Annotated in this window: 13 protein-coding genes; all 13 read right to left on the bottom strand. The window is 58.0% G+C overall.

What is annotated here, in order from left to right:
- Window positions 1-9: 9 nt before the first annotated feature.
- The 13 genes from kdsA to rseP all read right to left on the bottom strand — a co-directional run bounded on the left by kdsA (window position 10) and on the right by rseP (window position 17,096).
- Window positions 10-855, bottom strand: a complete 846-nt coding sequence (kdsA, locus tag SOP97_RS05465; protein WP_322948507.1) for a 3-deoxy-8-phosphooctulonate synthase — start codon at window positions 853-855, stop codon at window positions 10-12.
- Between the two features lie 4 nt (window positions 856-859).
- Window positions 860-2,491, bottom strand: a complete 1,632-nt coding sequence (locus SOP97_RS05460; RefSeq protein ID WP_274086784.1) for a CTP synthase — start codon at window positions 2,489-2,491, stop codon at window positions 860-862.
- A 166-nt stretch (window positions 2,492-2,657) separates the two neighbouring features.
- Window positions 2,658-3,971, bottom strand: a complete 1,314-nt coding sequence (tilS, locus tag SOP97_RS05455; RefSeq protein WP_322948505.1) for a tRNA lysidine(34) synthetase TilS — start codon at window positions 3,969-3,971, stop codon at window positions 2,658-2,660.
- Complete coding sequence (locus tag SOP97_RS05450) at window positions 3,972-4,922, bottom strand: acetyl-CoA carboxylase carboxyltransferase subunit alpha (RefSeq protein WP_274086786.1); 951 nt, start codon at window positions 4,920-4,922, stop codon at window positions 3,972-3,974.
- A 168-nt stretch (window positions 4,923-5,090) separates the two neighbouring features.
- Window positions 5,091-8,612 (bottom strand): DNA polymerase III subunit alpha, encoded by a 3,522-nt coding sequence (dnaE, locus tag SOP97_RS05445; protein WP_322948504.1) that lies wholly within the window; start codon window positions 8,610-8,612, stop codon window positions 5,091-5,093.
- Window positions 8,613-8,703: 91 nt separating this feature from the next.
- Window positions 8,704-9,300, bottom strand: coding sequence for a ribonuclease HII (gene rnhB, locus SOP97_RS05440; protein WP_322948502.1), 597 nt, complete (start codon window positions 9,298-9,300; stop codon window positions 8,704-8,706).
- Window positions 9,300-10,433 carry a lipid-A-disaccharide synthase gene (lpxB, locus tag SOP97_RS05435; RefSeq protein WP_322948499.1) on the bottom strand — a complete coding sequence of 378 codons (1,134 nt, stop codon included), beginning with the start codon at window positions 10,431-10,433 and terminating at the stop codon, window positions 9,300-9,302. The genes rnhB and lpxB overlap by 1 nt, the downstream gene beginning before the upstream one ends.
- A gap of 3 nt (window positions 10,434-10,436) precedes the next feature.
- The gene (lpxA, locus tag SOP97_RS05430; RefSeq protein ID WP_322948497.1) at window positions 10,437-11,213 is read right to left on the bottom strand and encodes an acyl-ACP--UDP-N-acetylglucosamine O-acyltransferase; all 777 of its coding nucleotides are present in this window, start codon (window positions 11,211-11,213) and stop codon (window positions 10,437-10,439) included.
- Complete coding sequence (gene fabZ, locus SOP97_RS05425) at window positions 11,210-11,650, bottom strand: 3-hydroxyacyl-ACP dehydratase FabZ (protein ID WP_160015687.1); 441 nt, start codon at window positions 11,648-11,650, stop codon at window positions 11,210-11,212. The genes lpxA and fabZ overlap by 4 nt, the downstream gene beginning before the upstream one ends.
- A 48-nt stretch (window positions 11,651-11,698) precedes the next feature.
- Window positions 11,699-12,760 carry a UDP-3-O-(3-hydroxymyristoyl)glucosamine N-acyltransferase gene (gene lpxD, locus SOP97_RS05420; protein ID WP_322948619.1) on the bottom strand — a complete coding sequence of 354 codons (1,062 nt, stop codon included), beginning with the start codon at window positions 12,758-12,760 and terminating at the stop codon, window positions 11,699-11,701.
- Entirely contained in the window at window positions 12,760-13,263 is a 504-nt protein-coding gene (locus SOP97_RS05415) for an OmpH/Skp family outer membrane protein (RefSeq protein WP_090238860.1), read from the bottom strand. The genes lpxD and SOP97_RS05415 overlap by 1 nt, the downstream gene beginning before the upstream one ends.
- A gap of 43 nt (window positions 13,264-13,306) precedes the next feature.
- Window positions 13,307-15,655: an outer membrane protein assembly factor BamA gene (bamA, locus tag SOP97_RS05410; protein ID WP_274086791.1), complete on the bottom strand. Its 2,349-nt coding sequence runs from the start codon at window positions 15,653-15,655 to the stop codon at window positions 13,307-13,309.
- Window positions 15,656-15,743: 88 nt separating this feature from the next.
- The gene (gene rseP, locus SOP97_RS05405; protein WP_322948496.1) at window positions 15,744-17,096 is read right to left on the bottom strand and encodes a sigma E protease regulator RseP; all 1,353 of its coding nucleotides are present in this window, start codon (window positions 17,094-17,096) and stop codon (window positions 15,744-15,746) included.
- Between the last annotated feature and the right edge of the window lie 12 nt (window positions 17,097-17,108).

Genomic DNA, 17,108 nt, shown 5'->3' with positions numbered 1-17,108 from the left:
ATTACCGTTTCAGGCAGTCTCAATCGGCGCAAAACTCTTTATCAAGTCATCCAACTGCTTGAGCTGGGTGAGGAACGGCTCCAGCTTGTCCAAGCGCAGGGCGCAAGGGCCATCGCATTTGGCGTTATCCGGATCCGGATGGGCTTCCAAAAACAGCCCCGCGAGTCCCTGGCTCATGCCAGCTTTGGCCAGATCGGTGACTTGAGCACGACGACCACCGGCAGAGTCGGCGCGACCACCCGGCATTTGCAGCGCGTGGGTGACGTCGAAGAATACCGGGTAGTTGGTCTGCTTCATGATGCCGAAGCCGAGCATGTCCACCACCAGGTTGTTGTAGCCGAAGCTGGAACCACGTTCGCAGAGAATCAGCTGGTAATTACCCGCCTCTTCGCACTTGGCCAGGATGTGCTTCATCTCTTGGGGCGCGAGGAACTGGGCCTTCTTGATATTGATCACCGCACCGGTCTTGGCCATAGCCACGACCAGGTCAGTCTGGCGCGACAGAAACGCCGGCAACTGGATAATGTCGCAGACCGCCGCCACTGGAGCGGCTTGCTCAGGCTCATGCACGTCGGTGATCACTGGTACGCCGAAGGTCTTTTTGATTTCCTCAAAGACCTTCATGCCCTCTTCCAGACCTGGGCCACGGAACGAGGTCACGGACGAGCGATTGGCCTTGTCGAAGCTGGCCTTGAATACATAGGGAATACCGAGCTTCTCGGTAACCCGCACATACTCTTCACAGGAACGCATGGCCAGATCGCGGGATTCGATGACATTGATGCCACCGAACAGCACGAAGGGCTTGTCGTTGGCGATTTCAATATTGCCAACCTTGATGATTTTCTGCGCCATATCCTTAGGCCTTCTTAGCTTTCTGGGCTAACGCGGCAGTGACAAAGCCACTGAACAGCGGATGACCATCACGCGGCGTGGAGGTGAATTCCGGGTGGAACTGGCACGCCACAAACCACGGATGATCCGGCGCTTCGACCACTTCAACCAGCGCGCCGTCACCGGAGCGACCGGTAACTTTGAGCCCAGCCTCAATGAGCTGTGGCAGCAGGTTGTTGTTCACCTCGTAACGATGACGATGACGCTCGACGATCACATCTTTGCCGTAGCAGGCGCGCACTTGCGAACCGGCTTCCAGCTGACAGTCCTGAGCGCCCAAACGCATGGTGCCACCGAGGTCAGAAGCATCGGTACGCTGCTCGGTTACACCGGTCGCGTCTTGCCATTCGGTGATCAAGCCGACCACTGGATGCTGGCTCGTAGTGTCGAACTCAGAAGAGTTGGCATCGCTCCAGCCCAGCACATTACGGGCGAACTCGATGACCGCGACCTGCATACCCAGGCAGATGCCCAGATAAGGAATTTTGTTTTCGCGAGCGTACTGAACCGTGGTTATTTTGCCTTCCACGCCTCGCAAGCCAAAACCGCCCGGCACCAGAATCGCATCCACACCTTCAAGCAACGAGGTGCCTTTGTTCTCGATATCTTCGGAGTCGATATAACGCAGATTGACCTTGGTGCGGTTCTGAATACCGGCATGGCTCATCGCTTCGATCAGCGACTTATAGGCATCCAGCAACTCCATGTACTTACCGACCATGGCGATGGTGACTTCGTGCTCTGGATTCAGCTTGGCATCAACCACGCGATCCCACTCGGACAGATCAGCACTGTTGCATTCCAGGCCAAAACGCTCGATGACAAAATCATCCAAGCCCTGGGCATGCAGGACACCCGGAATCTTGTAGATGGTGTCGACGTCTTCCAGGGAAATCACCGCACGCTCTTCAACGTTGGTGAACAGCGCAATCTTGCGGCGCGAAGACACATCAATCGGATGGTCAGAACGGCAGATCAGCACGTCCGGCTGCAGGCCGATGGAGCGCAACTCTTTTACCGAATGCTGAGTTGGCTTGGTCTTGGTCTCGCCAGCGGTGGCGATATACGGCACCAGCGTCAGGTGCATCAGCATGGCGCGCTTGGCGCCGACTTCCACACGCAACTGACGGATCGCCTCAAGGAACGGCTGCGACTCGATGTCGCCAACTGTGCCACCAATTTCGACCATGGCCACGTCGGCATCGCCAGCACCCTTGATGATGCGGCGTTTGATCTCGTCGGTAATGTGCGGAATGACCTGAATGGTCGCACCCAGGTAATCACCACGGCGCTCACGGCGCAGCACGTCTTCGTAGACGCGACCGGTGGTGAAGTTGTTGCTCTTGGTCATCGTGGTGCGGATAAACCGCTCATAGTGGCCCAGATCAAGGTCAGTCTCAGCGCCGTCGTGGGTGACGAACACCTCACCGTGCTGGAACGGGCTCATGGTGCCCGGATCGACGTTGATGTAGGGATCCAGCTTGAGCATCGTGACCTTCAGGCCCCGCGCCTCCAGGATAGCCGCCAATGAAGCCGAGGCGATGCCTTTCCCCAATGAAGAAACAACACCACCCGTGACGAATATGTAGCGCGTCATGAAGAACCCTAGAAGTCTGCGTTTAAGCGGCAAGTGCCGCCGAGGAAAGCGAAGGAGTACCCAAGCCACTTGTTGCAGCAACTGCAATAAGCTAGCCCTGTCGACTCCCAAGGGAGTCAACAAAAGCACTAGTAAGACGGGAGCGTAGTCTACCGGAAAGGGCTTATCAGCTCAAACCTTGATCGCTCGTCGGCGGCTGCCAATTTAATTGCCAGCTGCCATCGTGCGCACCTTGCAGTCCTGGCAGATTGGCGACGGCCACCACACGGCCATCCAAACGCATCAATGGCAGGCGATCTCGGACAAAAACCGGCACCCGCAATTCATTGAATAAGCGCTTTAAGTCGCGATGCCCGCGCCCGAGCACCCGAAGCTGATCGCCTGCGCGGCGGTAATCCAACTGCCACGCACCCGCTGGCAACACCCCATCAATGCGCACACTGCCATTACCCGGCAACACCATACTCTGGCCACCCGGAATCGTAATCTTGGGCGAGGCAGGTGATCGCAACCAGTCTCCCGCCAGCCACCACAAACGCTGATCACTGCGGCGCAACTCCCCCCCCGCAAGTTTCCATAACGGCCCGGCATCCACCGCCGCATCACGCAGCGCCTGCCAACCCGCCCAATGTTCGCTATCGGGCATCGGCGTCAACGGCCGCAACCAGTAACGTAGCGCGTTACGCTGACGCGCCTCACTCAAGCCACGCAGAGCCGGCAGCGCCAGACTTGGCAAGGCCAGCCAGGCAAACTCATTAGGCGCCTCAGCCGCAGCGACATCCTGCTGCGCCAACTCATCCAGTAACTGCCCCGCCTCACTCAGGTGCGCCGCACTACGCGACAGGCTGACCAACGCCTGCGGCCAACGCTTGAGCAATGGCGGCAGCACCTGACGACGCAAATAATTACGCGAGAACCGCTCATCGGCATTTGATGGGTCTTCAACCCAGCTCAATTGCTGCTTGTGGGCATACGCCAACAGCTCAGCACGCGAACAATTCAGAAGCGGCCGAGCCAGACACCCCGCACCCAATCTGCGACTCACCGGCATAGCCGACAGACCTTGTACGCCAGCACCGCGCAACAGACGAAACAGCAGGGTTTCTGCTTGATCGTCGCGATGCTGTGCGGTCAGCACGACATCACCAGGCGCAAGACGCGCAGCCAGCGCTGCATAACGGGCATCGCGGGCAGCCCGCTCAAGGCTGGCGCCCGGCGCGACCTGCACATATTCGACCTGTAGCGGCACAGACAACTCCGCGCACAGCTCACGGCAATGCGCAGGCCAGGCATCGGCCGCAGCCTGTAAGCCATGATGAATATGAATAGCGGAAAGTGGCGGCAGCGCCTCGCGTTGCGCGAGGCTGGCCAGCAGGTGCAATAGCACCGTGGAGTCCAGCCCGCCGGACAAGGCGATATGCCAAGCCGGCGCGCTGCGCCAGGGCGCCAGAGATTCCAGCAACCTGGCGCTCAAGGTCATTTAAGCGATGCCGTAGCTCATCAGGCGCTCATAACGACGCTTCAACAAAGCCTCGGTATCGAACGTCTTAAGCATGTCCAGCTGACCTAGCAAAGCCTGGCGTACTGATTCAGCGGCAGCCGCTGGATCAGCGTGCGCACCGCCAAGCGGCTCGCCAATTACCTGATCGACAATACCCAGACCTTTCAGGCGCTCAGCGGTAATGCCCATCGCCTCAGCGGCATCCGGCGCCTTGTCTGCGGTTTTCCACAGAATCGAGGCACAACCTTCCGGCGAAATCACCGAATAGGTGGAGTACTGCAGCATGTTCAGTTGGTCGCACACGCCAATCGCCAAGGCACCACCGGAACCACCCTCACCAATTACAGTGGCAATGATCGGGGTTTTCAGGCGTGCCATGACACGCAGGTTCCAAGCAATCGCCTCGCTCTGGTTACGCTCTTCGGCGTCGATACCCGGGTACGCGCCCGGCGTATCGATAAAGGTCAGGATCGGCATTTTGAAGCGCTCAGCCATTTCCATCAGGCGACAGGCCTTGCGGTAGCCTTCTGGACGAGGCATGCCGAAGTTGCGACGTACTTTTTCGCGCACTTCACGGCCTTTCTGGTGACCGATGACCATCACCGGCTCACCGTCCAAACGCGCCACGCCACCCACCAGAGCAGCGTCATCAGAGAAGTGACGATCGCCATGTAGCTCATCAAATTCAGTAAAGATGTGCTGCAAGTAATCCAGGGTATATGGACGGCGCGGATGACGCGCCAGCTTGGCGATTTGCCAGCTGCTCAGGTTGCCGAAAATAGTTTCGGTCAGCGAGCTGCTCTTGTCCTGTAGACGAGCGATCTCATCAGTGATGTTCAACGAGTTGTCGTTACCGACCAGGCGAAGCTCTTCGATCTTGGCTTGCAGGTCGGCGATCGGCTGTTCGAAATCGAGAAAGTTCGGGTTCATAGTCATCCGTCTTGCGTCGACGGCCAAGTGGCCGGGAGCTGTATCCGTTATCGCGCCCTACCTTATAGCAGCAGGCGCATTCAGGTCGACACCCGGTTCTGCACGAAATCTTTCAATACAGAACCCACTGGGCATCACGACCAACCGGCGAGGCCTGGGCCTCGCAAATCAGCGGTAGTGCAAAAAGACGTTGTCGCGGCCGAACTGGTCACGCAATGCTTGAATCAGACTGTCAGCCGGCTCGATTCGCCAGCCCTCACCAAACTGCAATTGCGCCTTGGCATCGATGCCGCTGTAGTCGACAGTGATCGGACACGCGCCACGGTAGCGACCACACAACTCGGCCAACCAACGCAGGCGATCACCCTGCAAAGCACTACTGGCGACTTTAATCCGCAAGCTGTCAGCCAAGCCAGTTCGCGCCTCCTCCAGGCTCATCACCCGCTTAGCGCGCAGTCGTAGGCCGCCGGAGAAGTCGTCATTACTCACCTCCCCTTCCACCACCACCAAGGCATCGGTTTGCAGCAGCGCTTGTGCGGTGTCGAACGCTTCGGCAAACAGCGAGGCCTCGATCCGCCCGGAGCGGTCATCGAGGGTGATGAAGCCCATTTTGTCGCCCTTTTTGTTCTTCATCACCCGCAGGTTAACCACCAACCCGGCAATCGTCTGATCCCCCCGCGCCGGCTTAAGGTCGACGATGCGCTGACGGGCAAAGCGCCGCACCTCACCTTCATACTCATCGATCGGGTGGCCAGTCAGGTACAGACCCAGGGTGTCTTTCTCGCCTTTAAGGCGCTCTTTCAGGGTTAGATCACGGGCCCGCAGATGATTGAGATAGACATCGGCCTCGGCATCAGCAAACACCCCGCCGAACAGGTCCATATGGCCACTGTCATGACTACGCGCGGTTTGCTCGGCAGCCTGCACCGCCTCTTCCATCGCCGCCAGCAACACCGCACGGTTACGGTCGATGTTGGCTTTATAGGCTTTCAGCTCTTCATGGAAGTGCGGACCAAGACGATCCAGCGCGCCGCTGCGAATCAACGCTTCGAGGGTGCGTTTATTGATGCGTTTAAGATCAACCCGCGAGCAGAAGTCGAACAGGTCCTTGAACGGCCTGTCCTGACGCGCCTCGACAATGGCCTCCACTGGCCCTTCGCCGACGCCCTTGATCGCCCCCAGGCCGTAAACAATCCAGCCCTCGTTATTGACCGTGAACTTGTACTCAGAGATATTCACATCCGGCGCATCGAGGCGCAGCTTCATGCTGCGACATTCCTCGATCAGGGTGACCACTTTATCGGTGTTGTGCATATCTGCCGACAACACCGCCGCCATAAAGGCCGCTGAGTGGTGAGCCTTGAGCCAGGCCGTCTGATACGACAACAAACCATAAGCGGCCGAGTGCGACTTGTTAAAGCCGTAACCGGCGAATTTTTCCACCAGATCGAAGATGTTGCCCGCCAAGTTCGCGTCGATACCGTTATTAGCGCAACCCTCGATAAAGCCGCCGCGCTGCTTGGCCATCTCCTCGGGTTTTTTCTTACCCATGGCGCGACGCAGCATGTCCGCGCCGCCGAGGGTGTACCCGGCCATTACCTGAGCAATCTGCATCACCTGTTCTTGATACAGAATAATGCCGTAAGTCGGCTTGAGCACGGGCTCCAAGCCCGCGTACTGGTAGTCCTGATGCGGATAGGAAATCGGCTCACGACCGTGCTTACGGTTGATAAAGTCGTCCACCATGCCCGACTGCAGCGGCCCCGGACGAAACAGGGCCACCAGGGCGATCATGTCTTCCAGGCAGTCCGGCTTGAGCTTTTTGATCAGCTCTTTCATGCCGCGCGATTCAAGCTGGAACACCGCGGTGGTTTCAGCTTTCTGCAGCATGCTGAACGTCGGTTTGTCGTCCAGCGGGATAAAGTCGATATTCAGATCAGGCAGACCCTGCTTGGCCTGCTCGCGGTTGATGGTTTCCATCGCCCACTTGATGATGGTCAGGGTACGCAGGCCGAGGAAGTCGAACTTCACCAGGCCGGCAGATTCCACGTCATCTTTATCGAACTGGGTGACCAGGCCACCGCCTTCGTCATCGCAGGCAATCGGCGAGAAGTCAGTCAGCTTGGTCGGCGCGATTACCACACCACCCGCGTGTTTACCGGTACCGCGACAAATACCTTCGAGACGAAGCGACATCTCCCAGATCTCGCGGGCGTCCTCATCGACCTTGAGGAAGTCGCGCAGCGGCTCTTCCATCTCGTAGGCTTTTTCCAGAGTCATGCCGACTTCGAAGGGGATCATCTTCGACAGGCGATCTGCCAGGCCGTAGGACTTACCCTGGGCCCGCGCCACGTCACGCACCACCGCCTTGGCCGCCATGGTGCCGAAGGTGATGATCTGGCTTACCGCGTTGCGACCGTATTTTTCGGCCACGTAGTCGATCACCCGGTCACGACCGTCCATGCAGAAGTCGACGTCGAAGTCGGGCATGGAGACCCGTTCCGGGTTGAGGAAACGTTCGAACAGCAGGTCATAGGCCAGCGGATCAAGGTCGGTGATCTTCTGCACGTAGGCCACCAGCGAACCGGCACCCGACCCACGGCCAGGGCCGACCGGCACGCCGTTGTTTTTCGCCCACTTGATGAAGTCCATTACGATCAGGAAGTAACCGGGGAAGCCCATCTGGATGATGATATCCAGCTCGAAATTCAACCGATCGATGTAAACCTGGCGCTTTTCTTCATAGTTCGGCGTGGTGTCTTTCGGCCACAGCACCGCCAGACGTTCCTCAAGCCCCTCGAAGGAGACCTGACGGAAATACTCGTCCATGGTCAACCCAGCCGGTACGGGGAAGTCCGGCAGGAAGTATTTGCCCAGTTGCACCTCGATATTGCAGCGCTTGGCAATCTCGATGGTGTTTTCCAGCGCTTCCGGCAAATCACTGAACAGCGCAGCCATTTCCTCCGGCGTCTTCAGGTACTGCTGATCGGAATAGGTGCGTAGGCGGCGCGGGTCATCCAGGCTGCGGCCTTCGCCGATGCACACACGAGTTTCGTGGGCAGCGAAGTCGTCCTGCTTGATAAAACGCACATCGTTGGTCGCCACCAGCGGCGCACCGACCTTGTCAGCCAGGGTGACGGCGGCGTGAAGATGTTCTTCATCATTGACCCGATTGGTGCGCTGCACTTCCAAGTAGAAGCGCTCAGGGAACACCGCCATCCACTCGCGCAGCAGGGCTTCGGCCTCCGCCGGCTCGCCATCCAGCAAGGCGTGGCCGACTTCGCCTTCCTTGGCGCCGGACAACGCAATCAAGCCCTCGGCGGCGGCCTTGACCCAGTCGCGCTGGATGATCACCAGATCATTGCTCTGCCCTTCACTCCAGCCGCGCGAGACCAGTTCGGTGAGGTTGCGATAACCCTTGGCGTTCATCGCCAGCAGGGTCATGCGGCTCAGCGGGCCGTCTTCGTCGGCGCTGGCCAGCCAGATGTCGGCACCACAGATCGGCTTGATACCACCGCCCATGGCAGCCTTATAGAACTTAACCAACGAGCACATATTGCTCATGTCGGTCACTGCTACGGCCGGCATGCCGGCAGCCGCCACCGACTTGATCAGTGGCTTGACCCGCACCAAGCCATCGACCAGGGAAAACTCGGTATGCAAACGCAGGTGGACGAACGAGGCGGTCATGGCAGTCCTATACAAAACACAAAAACGACAAGGCCCGGATTGTACCGGGCCTAGGTGCAAACAGCAGCAAGCAGGATGGGTTAAGCCCAGCCTAGCTATCCAACAACGCCTTCACCGGGCCGAACGAGCGGCGATGGATCGGTGTTGGCCCCAGACGACGTAACGCTTCCAGGTGCACCGGCGTGGGGTAGCCCTTATGCCCAGCAATCCCGTAGCCCGGGTATTGCTGATCAAGCTGCTGCATCTCGCGGTCACGGCTAACCTTGGCCAAGATCGAGGCGGCGGCAATGGCCGGCACCTGACTATCACCTTTAACCACGGCAGCACTGGGCACTTGGAGCACGGGGCAGCGATTACCGTCGATCAGCGCCAGTTTGGGCGTAACACTCAAGCCCTCGACCGCGCGCTGCATGGCCAGCATGGTGGCCTGCAAAATGTTCAGCTGGTCGATCTCTTCCACTTCCGCCCGGGCAATGCACCAGGCAAGGGCTTTCTCACGAATTTCATCGAAGAGTTTTTCGCGGCGTGCCTCGGTTAGCTTCTTCGAGTCGTTGAGGCCGAGAATCGGCCGCGCCGGATCAAGAATCACCGCCGCGGTTACCACTGCGCCACAAAGCGGGCCACGGCCCACTTCATCGACCCCAGCGACCAGTTCTTCCACCAGGGTAAAATCCAGTCCCAACTGCATCAGCCGCGGCCTGTCAGCTGCAGGACAGCCTGGGCAGCCTGGAGCGAAGCATCACGGCGCAGCGCGCGATGAATCACATCAAAGCCTTCAGTTTGTACTTCGCCGCCATCCAGCAGCGGCGCCAGCAACTGCGCCAGCGCCTCAGGGGTCGCCGCATCCTGAATCAATTCCGGCACCAATAAACGCTCAGCCAACAAATTCGGCAGCGAGATATAAGCACTGCTCACCAGGCGTTTGAGGATGCGATAGGTCATCGGCGCGACCTTGTAGGCCACCACCATAGGACGCTTGTAGAGCAGCGCCTCAAGGGTCGCCGTACCGGAAGCAATTAGCACCGCATCGCAAGCAGCCAGCGCCTCATGGGAGCGACCGTTGAGCAGCGTCAGCGGCAGATCGCGGCCGACCAACATGTGCTCAATCTGTGCACGGCGCTCCGGGCTGGAGCAGGGTAAGACAAACTGAATACCGGGGCGCAAGGTACGTAAACGTACCGCCGCATCAAGAAACAGACTGCCCAGGCGCGACACTTCACCGCCACGACTGCCCGGCATCAAGGCGACCACCGGCTGATCACTGGCCATGTTCAGCGCCTCACGGGCCGCCGCACGGTCCGCCTGCTGCGGAATGGTATCGGCCAACGGATGACCAACAAACCGTACCGGCACCTGGTGGTCTTGGTAGAACTGCGCCTCGAACGGAAACAGGGTCAGCATCAGGTCGCAGGCTTTACGAATTTTCAGCACGCGCTTCTGCCGCCAGGCCCAGACGGATGGACTGACGTAATGCACGGTTTTGATTCCGGCCTGACGCAGCTTGAGCTCAAGCGTCAGGTTGAAATCCGGCGCATCAATGCCGATACACACATCCGGCTTGGCTGCGATCAAGGTCTTGATCAGGCGTTTGCGCCGCGACAGCAATTCGGGAAGACGGCCCAGCACCTCGACCAACCCCATCACCGACAAGCGTTCCATCGGGAAATAGGAATTCAGCCCCTGGGCCTGCATCAGCGGGCCACCGACACCGATAAATTCGATTGCAGGGTGCTGGGCTTTTAGCGCCTGCATCAGCCCGGCACCAAGAATATCGCCAGACGCCTCGCCGGCGACCAGCGCGACACGCATCAGGTCAGTCATAAATTATCGGGTAATGCCGCGGCTCGAGGCCAGAATGGAGTCGCGGAAAATCGCGACCTCGGGGAATGCGCCTGCCGACTCGGCCAGCTCGCTCATCGCCTGGTCAACCGTGAGCCCCTGGCGATAGACAATTTTGTAGGCGCGACGCAGAGCCGCAATAGCCTCAGGGCTGAAACCACGACGACGCATGCCTTCGAAGTTCATGCTGCGCGCTTCGGCCGGATTGCCGAACACGGTGACAAACGCCGGTACATCCTTGCCAATCGCCGTGCCCATGCCGGAAAAGCTGTGCGCACCGATGCGACAGAACTGATGCACCAGGGTGTAGCCAGACAGAATCGCCCAGTCATCGACCCAGACATGCCCGGCCAACGCGGTGTTGTTGACCAAGATGCAATGGTTGCCGATCACGCTGTCATGGCCAATGTGGGCATAAGCCATGATCAGGTTGTGGTCGCCGAGGGTAGTTTCGCTGCGATCCTGCACGGTGCCGCGATGGATGGTGACACCCTCACGGATCACGTTGTGATCGCCAATGACCAGACGAGTTGCCTCGCCCTGGTACTTGAGATCGGGGGTGTCTTCACCCACCGAGGAGAACTGGTAGATGCGGTTATGTTTACCGATCCGCGTCGGCCCCTTGAGGATCACATGGGGGCCGATCACTGTACCCTCGCCAATTTCTACATCGGCCCCGACTATCGACCAAGGGCCGACGACTACGTCGTCAGCCAACTTGGCGCTGGGATCGATGATGGCGCGAGGGTCAATCAAACTCATAGTTTGCGTTCCGCACAGATGATTTCTGCCGAGCAGACTTCCTTGCCGTCGACGCTGGCCTTGCACTCAAACTTCCAGATGCTGCGCTTACTGCTCAGGTAGCGGGCTTCGAGGATCAGTTGATCACCCGGCACCACGGGCTGGCGAAAGCGTAGCTTGTCGGAACCGACAAAGTAATACAGGGTGCCATCGGATGGCTTCAGATCCATCATCTTGAAGCCCAGAATACCGGCCGCTTGGGCCATGGCTTCGATGATCAACACGCCCGGCATAATCGGGTGCTCAGGAAAATGCCCGTTGAAGAACGGCTCATTGATGCTGACATTCTTGTAGGCGCGAATTCGCTTGCCTTCAATATCCAGCTCAGCCACCCGATCCACCAAAAGGAACGGATAGCGGTGCGGCAAGTATTCGCGAATCTGGTTGATGTCCATCATGTGCAGAGAAGCCTGTAAGAGAAAAAAGAGAAGCCGGTAAATACCGGCTCAGGCATCAGATGAAGTGTCAGCGGCAGAGGTCACGGCGGCCAGCTGCTTTTCCAACTGTTGCAGGCGTCGCGCCATGTCATCCAACTGACGAATCCGTGCCGCGCTCTTGCGCCATTCAGCCGCTGGCTGCATGGCAGTACCCGACGAATAGGAGCCGGGCTCGGTGATTGAGCGGGTAACCATGGTCATACCGGTGACGAACACGTTGTCGCACACCTCGATATGCCCAACCATGCCGACACCGCCGGCGATCATGCAGTTCTTGCCGATTTTAGTGCTGCCAGAAATACCCGCACAGCCCGCCATGGCAGTGTTATCACCAATCTGCACGTTGTGCGCGATCATGATCTGGTTATCCAGCTTGACCCCATTACCAATCAGCGTGTCCGACAACGCGCCACGGTCTACGGTGGTGTTGGCACCGATCTCGACATCATCACCAATGGTGACGCCACCGATCTGCGCGATTTTCTGCCAAACGCCCTTCTCGTTAGCAAAGCCGAAGCCCTCGCCACCGATCACTGCGCCGGATTGAATCACCACACGCTTGCCGATCCGCACATCGTGATACAGCGTGACGCGCGGGGCTAACCAGCCGCCCTCACCGATCACCGAGCGAGCGCCGATAACGCAGTGCGCGCCGACGGTTACGCCCGCGGCAATCTGCGCGCCACTCTCGACCACCGCATAAGCACCAATGCTTGCACTGGCATCGACCTGTGCATCCGCCGCGACCACAGCCGTAGGATGCACGCCCGGCAGTGCCTGAGGCTTGCGATCAAACAGATGAGAGAGTTCGGCATACGCCAGGTAGGGATTGGCCACAACCAGCGCATTACCGGCATAGCCTTCGGCGTCGACCGCATTTAACAGCACCGCACCTGCCTGACAGCCCGAGAGAAACTTGCGATATTGCGCATTGGCGAGAAAGCTCAGCTGCTCAGGGCCTGCCTCCTGCAAGGTGGCCAATCCGCTGATCGGCTGGTCTTCGGCACCACGCAAGGTGGCACCTAAGCGCTCGGCCAACTGGCCAAGGGAATAAACCGGCATGCTCATGATCAGCGCAGCTTGTTCATGCGCTCGATAACCTGACGGGTGATGTCGAACTGAGGTTTGACATCAATCACCGCACCACGCTCCAGCACCAGGTCGAAGTTACCGGTTTTGATGACCTCTTCGACGGCTTTATCCAGGTTCGGCTTAAGCTTTTTAAGCATCTCGCGATCAGCCACCGCTTTGGACTCATTCAATTCCTTGGACTGAAACTGGAAGTCACGGGCTTTCTGCTTGAATTCAAGCTCCAGACGCTCGCGCTCAGCGGTCTGCATTTTCTCACCGTCTTTGACCAGACGATCCTGAATGCGCTTGGCATCGCTTTCCAGGGTTTTCAGCTTGTTCAGCTGTGGGCCGAATTTCTTCTCAGCATCCACTGCATAACGCTTGGCCGCATCAGACTCCAGCAAAGCCATCTGATAGTTCAATACCGCGACTTTCATCTCGGCAAACGCCGGAGTCGCCAGCAGGGCAACGCTTAACAAAACCAGCTGAGTCAACTTACGCACGGTGCAACTCCTGCAAAACTGTTGATATTCAATAATCCGACGCTTAGAACGTCTGACCGAGAGAGAACTGGAAAATCTGCGTATCGGCATCATCCGGCTTGATGATTGGCATGGCCAAACTAAAGCTCAACGGCCCCAGTGCGGTAATCCACGTCAGACCAACGCCCACCGAGCTGGCCAAGTTACCCGGATCAATGCTGCTGCAATCATCCTGGGAGCTGCCGCAATTGGTGTCAAACACGTTGCCCACGTCCCAAAACAGCGCGGTACGCAGGGAGCGCTGATCTTTCACGAACGGCATTGGGAACAGCAATTCGGCGCCGCCTTGAATCAGCACATTACCGCCGAATGGCAGTGGATCCTGATCCGGGTCGAATGCTGTACCTGGGTTAGTACCTTTACTCGGCGTGCTACGCGGCCCCAGGCTGCTGTCCTTGAAGCCACGCACGGAGTTGAAACCACCGGCGTAGTAGTTTTCATAAAACGGCAACTCGCTGGTCGAACCATAGCTTTCGCCATACCCCAACTGGCTATGCAGGCGCAGGGTGTAGGTATCACTCAGCGGTTTGAAAATCTGCCCGCGGTAATCAACTTTAAAGAAGGACAGGTCGCTGCCCGGCACCGTCGTTTCAAACACCAAACTTTGTGAGTGACCACGGTTAGCCAGCACGCCACGGTTCAGCGTCGACTCCGACCAGCCGACCGACGCTTTAAGGTTCAGGTAGCTGTCACCTTCGGCTTCGATAAAGTCGAAAATTTCGTCAACGGTATAGATACCGGTGCCAATACTGTCGTTCTGTACGGTTAAGCCATAGGTCAGACGCGAGGTGTCACTGATCGGATAACCAATACTGACGCCCGCACCGTAGCTGTCCACCGAGTAGCTGGACACATCGGTATTCAGCTCATCGTAATCCGTCTCACGGAAGAAGGCGTTGTAGCCCAAGCTAACGCCGTCTGGCGTCCAGTAAGGATCCACAAAACCGAAGTTGTAGCTGCTCTGGTATTCGCTGCGGGTCAGGCCCACGCTGACCTTATTACCGGTACCCAGGAAGTTGTTCTGGGTGATCGAGCCACCGAGAATCAGGCCGGCGTTCTGGGCAAAACCGACGCTGGCGGTGATCGAGCCAGAGGCCTGCTCTTCAACGCTGTAGTTGACGTCAATCTGATCGTCAGTGCCCGGCACTTGCGGGGTTTCGACGTTCACTTCTTTGAAATAGCCCAAACGTTCCAGACGGGTTTTCGACTGATCGATCAAATAGGTCGACGCCCAGCCGCCTTCCATCTGGCGCATTTCACGGCGCAATACATCATCTTCTGTCTTGGTGTTACCGCGGAAGTTGATCCGGTTGACGTAGGCACGCTTACCCGGGTCGACCACAAAGGTAATGGACACGGTGCCATCATCATTGGCTTCCGGCACACCATTGACGTTGGCGAAGGTATAGCCCTCGTTACCCAAGCGACGGGTGATCAACTCGGACGTGGTGGTCATCACTTTGCGCGAGAATACCTGGCCTTGCTGAACCAGCAACAAGGCGCGGACTTCTTCTTCCGGCACCTTCAATTCACCGCTGAGTTTGACCTCACCTACGGTGAACTTCTCGCCTTCATCCACGTTGACCGTGACATAGACGTGCTTTTTGTCCGGGGTAATGGACACCTGAGTGGAGCTGATATCCATGTTGATATAGCCGCGATCCAGATAATAGGAGCGCAGACGTTCCAAGTCGCCGGAGAGCTTTTCACGGGCGTACTTGTCGTCATTCTTGAAGAAGGACAGCCAGTTGGTGGTTTTCAACTCAAACAGGCCGATCAGGTCTTCATCAGAGAAAACCGAGTTACCCACCACGTTGATGTGCTGAATGGCGGCAACTGAACCTTCATTGATATTGATTTTCAGCGCCACGCGGTTACGCGGCTGCGGAATAACTTCGGCTTCGATCTCAGCAGAATAACGGCCCTGCGCCACATACTGACGCTGCAACTCATTACGCACGCCTTCGAGCGTGGCGCGCTGAAAAATCTCACCTTCAGCCAGGCCCGACTGATTCAAGCCTTTGAGCAAGTCTTCACTGCTGATGGCCTTGTTACCCTCGATCTCGATGCCGGAAATCGACGGCCGCTCAACCACAGTAATGACCAGCACATCGCCATCACGGCCAAGCTGGATGTCCTGGAAGAAACCGGTTTTGAACAGTTCGCGAGTGGCTTCGACTAAGGCGCGGTCATCAGCTTGCGCGCCGACATTAAGCGGCAAGGCACCGAATACGCTACCCGCAGAGACGCGCTGCAGACCGGTGACCCGAATATCGGAGATGGTGAAGGACTCGGCGTGAACTTCGGTGATCATCAGTGCGGCAAGCACCGCAGGTAGCAGCAGACGTTTCATGAAGTCCTTTCTTATATCAACTGACAATAAAAAATCTGCCGCTTAAGGCGACACTTTTGTACATATCGAGAGCGTAATTCGGCGTTAGCTACAGACGACTCAAGTCATTGATCAGGGCTAGCAACATAACCCCAACCACCAGACTGATACCGATCTGCATCCCCCAACCCTGTATCCGTTCCGACAGCGGACGCCCACGCACCCACTCGACCAGATAAAACAGCAGATGCCCCCCATCCAGCACAGGGATAGGCAGCAAATTAAGAACCCCCAGGCTAATGCTCAGGTAGGCGAGGAATTTCAGGAAATCACTCAAACCCGACTCAGCAGAAGCGCCCGCCACTTTAGCAATGGTTATCGGCCCGCTCAAGTTTTTTACCGAGAGCTCACCAAACAGCATTTTCTTCAGGGAATTAAGGGTTAGAACACTCATCGTCCAGGTGTTTTTCGCACCTTCGCCAATGGCTTCTAAAGGGCCGTAGCTGACTTCGCGCAACATCTCCGGCGGCCACTCGCCGCCGGCTACGCCAGCGCCCAAGTAACCACTCAGCGCCTCGCCCTCCCCGCGTGCGGCCAGGGTTAGAGGCACATCCAGCTGCTGACCTTGGCGTTCAACTCGCAGGGTGATTGTTTTACCTGGCAAACCCCGAACCTGATCGACTAACTGCTGCCAATCCGCCAAAGGTTGCCCATCAAGCGCGAGCAGACGATCGCCGACCTGCAAGCCTGCAGCGGCGCCAGGCCCTTCAGGATCAAGCTGCGCCAGCACGGGCTGCAGCACCGGGCGCCACGGGCGAATACCCAGCGACGCAATAGGGTCAGGCTCATCCGCGCCGCGCAACCAGTTGTCCAGCACGATCTGCAGTGAACTGTCGACCGACGAACCCGGCTCGCGCACGGCAAGATCCAGGCGACCACTTTCACCCAAACGACTGACCAACTGCAGGTTAACCGCCGCCCAGCCCGTGGTCGGTTGACCATCAATCGCGACGATCTCCTGCCCCGCCTGCAAACCGGCAACCTCAGCCAGGCTGCCCGACTCAACTGCACCAATAACCGGGCGCACCTGCAGGCTGCCAAGCATGGCCACGACCCAGAAGAACAACAGCGCCAGAAGGAAGTTGGCGACGGGGCCGGCCGCAACAATGGCGATACGCTGCTTGACCGACTTGCGATTGAACGACTGATCGAGCAATTCCGGCGGTACATCACCTTCTCGCTCATCGAGCATTTTCACGTAGCCGCCCAGCGGGATGGCGGCCACAACAAATTCGGTGCCGTGGCGGTCATGCCAGCGCAGCAGCGGGCTGCCAAAACCCACCGAGAAGCGCAGCACCTTAACCCCACAGCGGCGCGCGACCCAGAAGTGACCATATTCATGAATAGTTACCAGCACCCCTAGCGCCACCAGGGTGCCAACCAACATATAAAGCGCACTCATCAAACTTCTCCG

The sequence above is a fragment of the Pseudomonas spirodelae genome (genome assembly GCF_034653255.1).
In the GTDB taxonomy this organism is placed as follows: domain Bacteria; phylum Pseudomonadota; class Gammaproteobacteria; order Pseudomonadales; family Pseudomonadaceae; genus Aquipseudomonas; species Aquipseudomonas spirodelae.
Note: the sequence above shows the minus strand (reverse complement) of the source record. Positions and strands in the feature narration are given on the sequence as shown.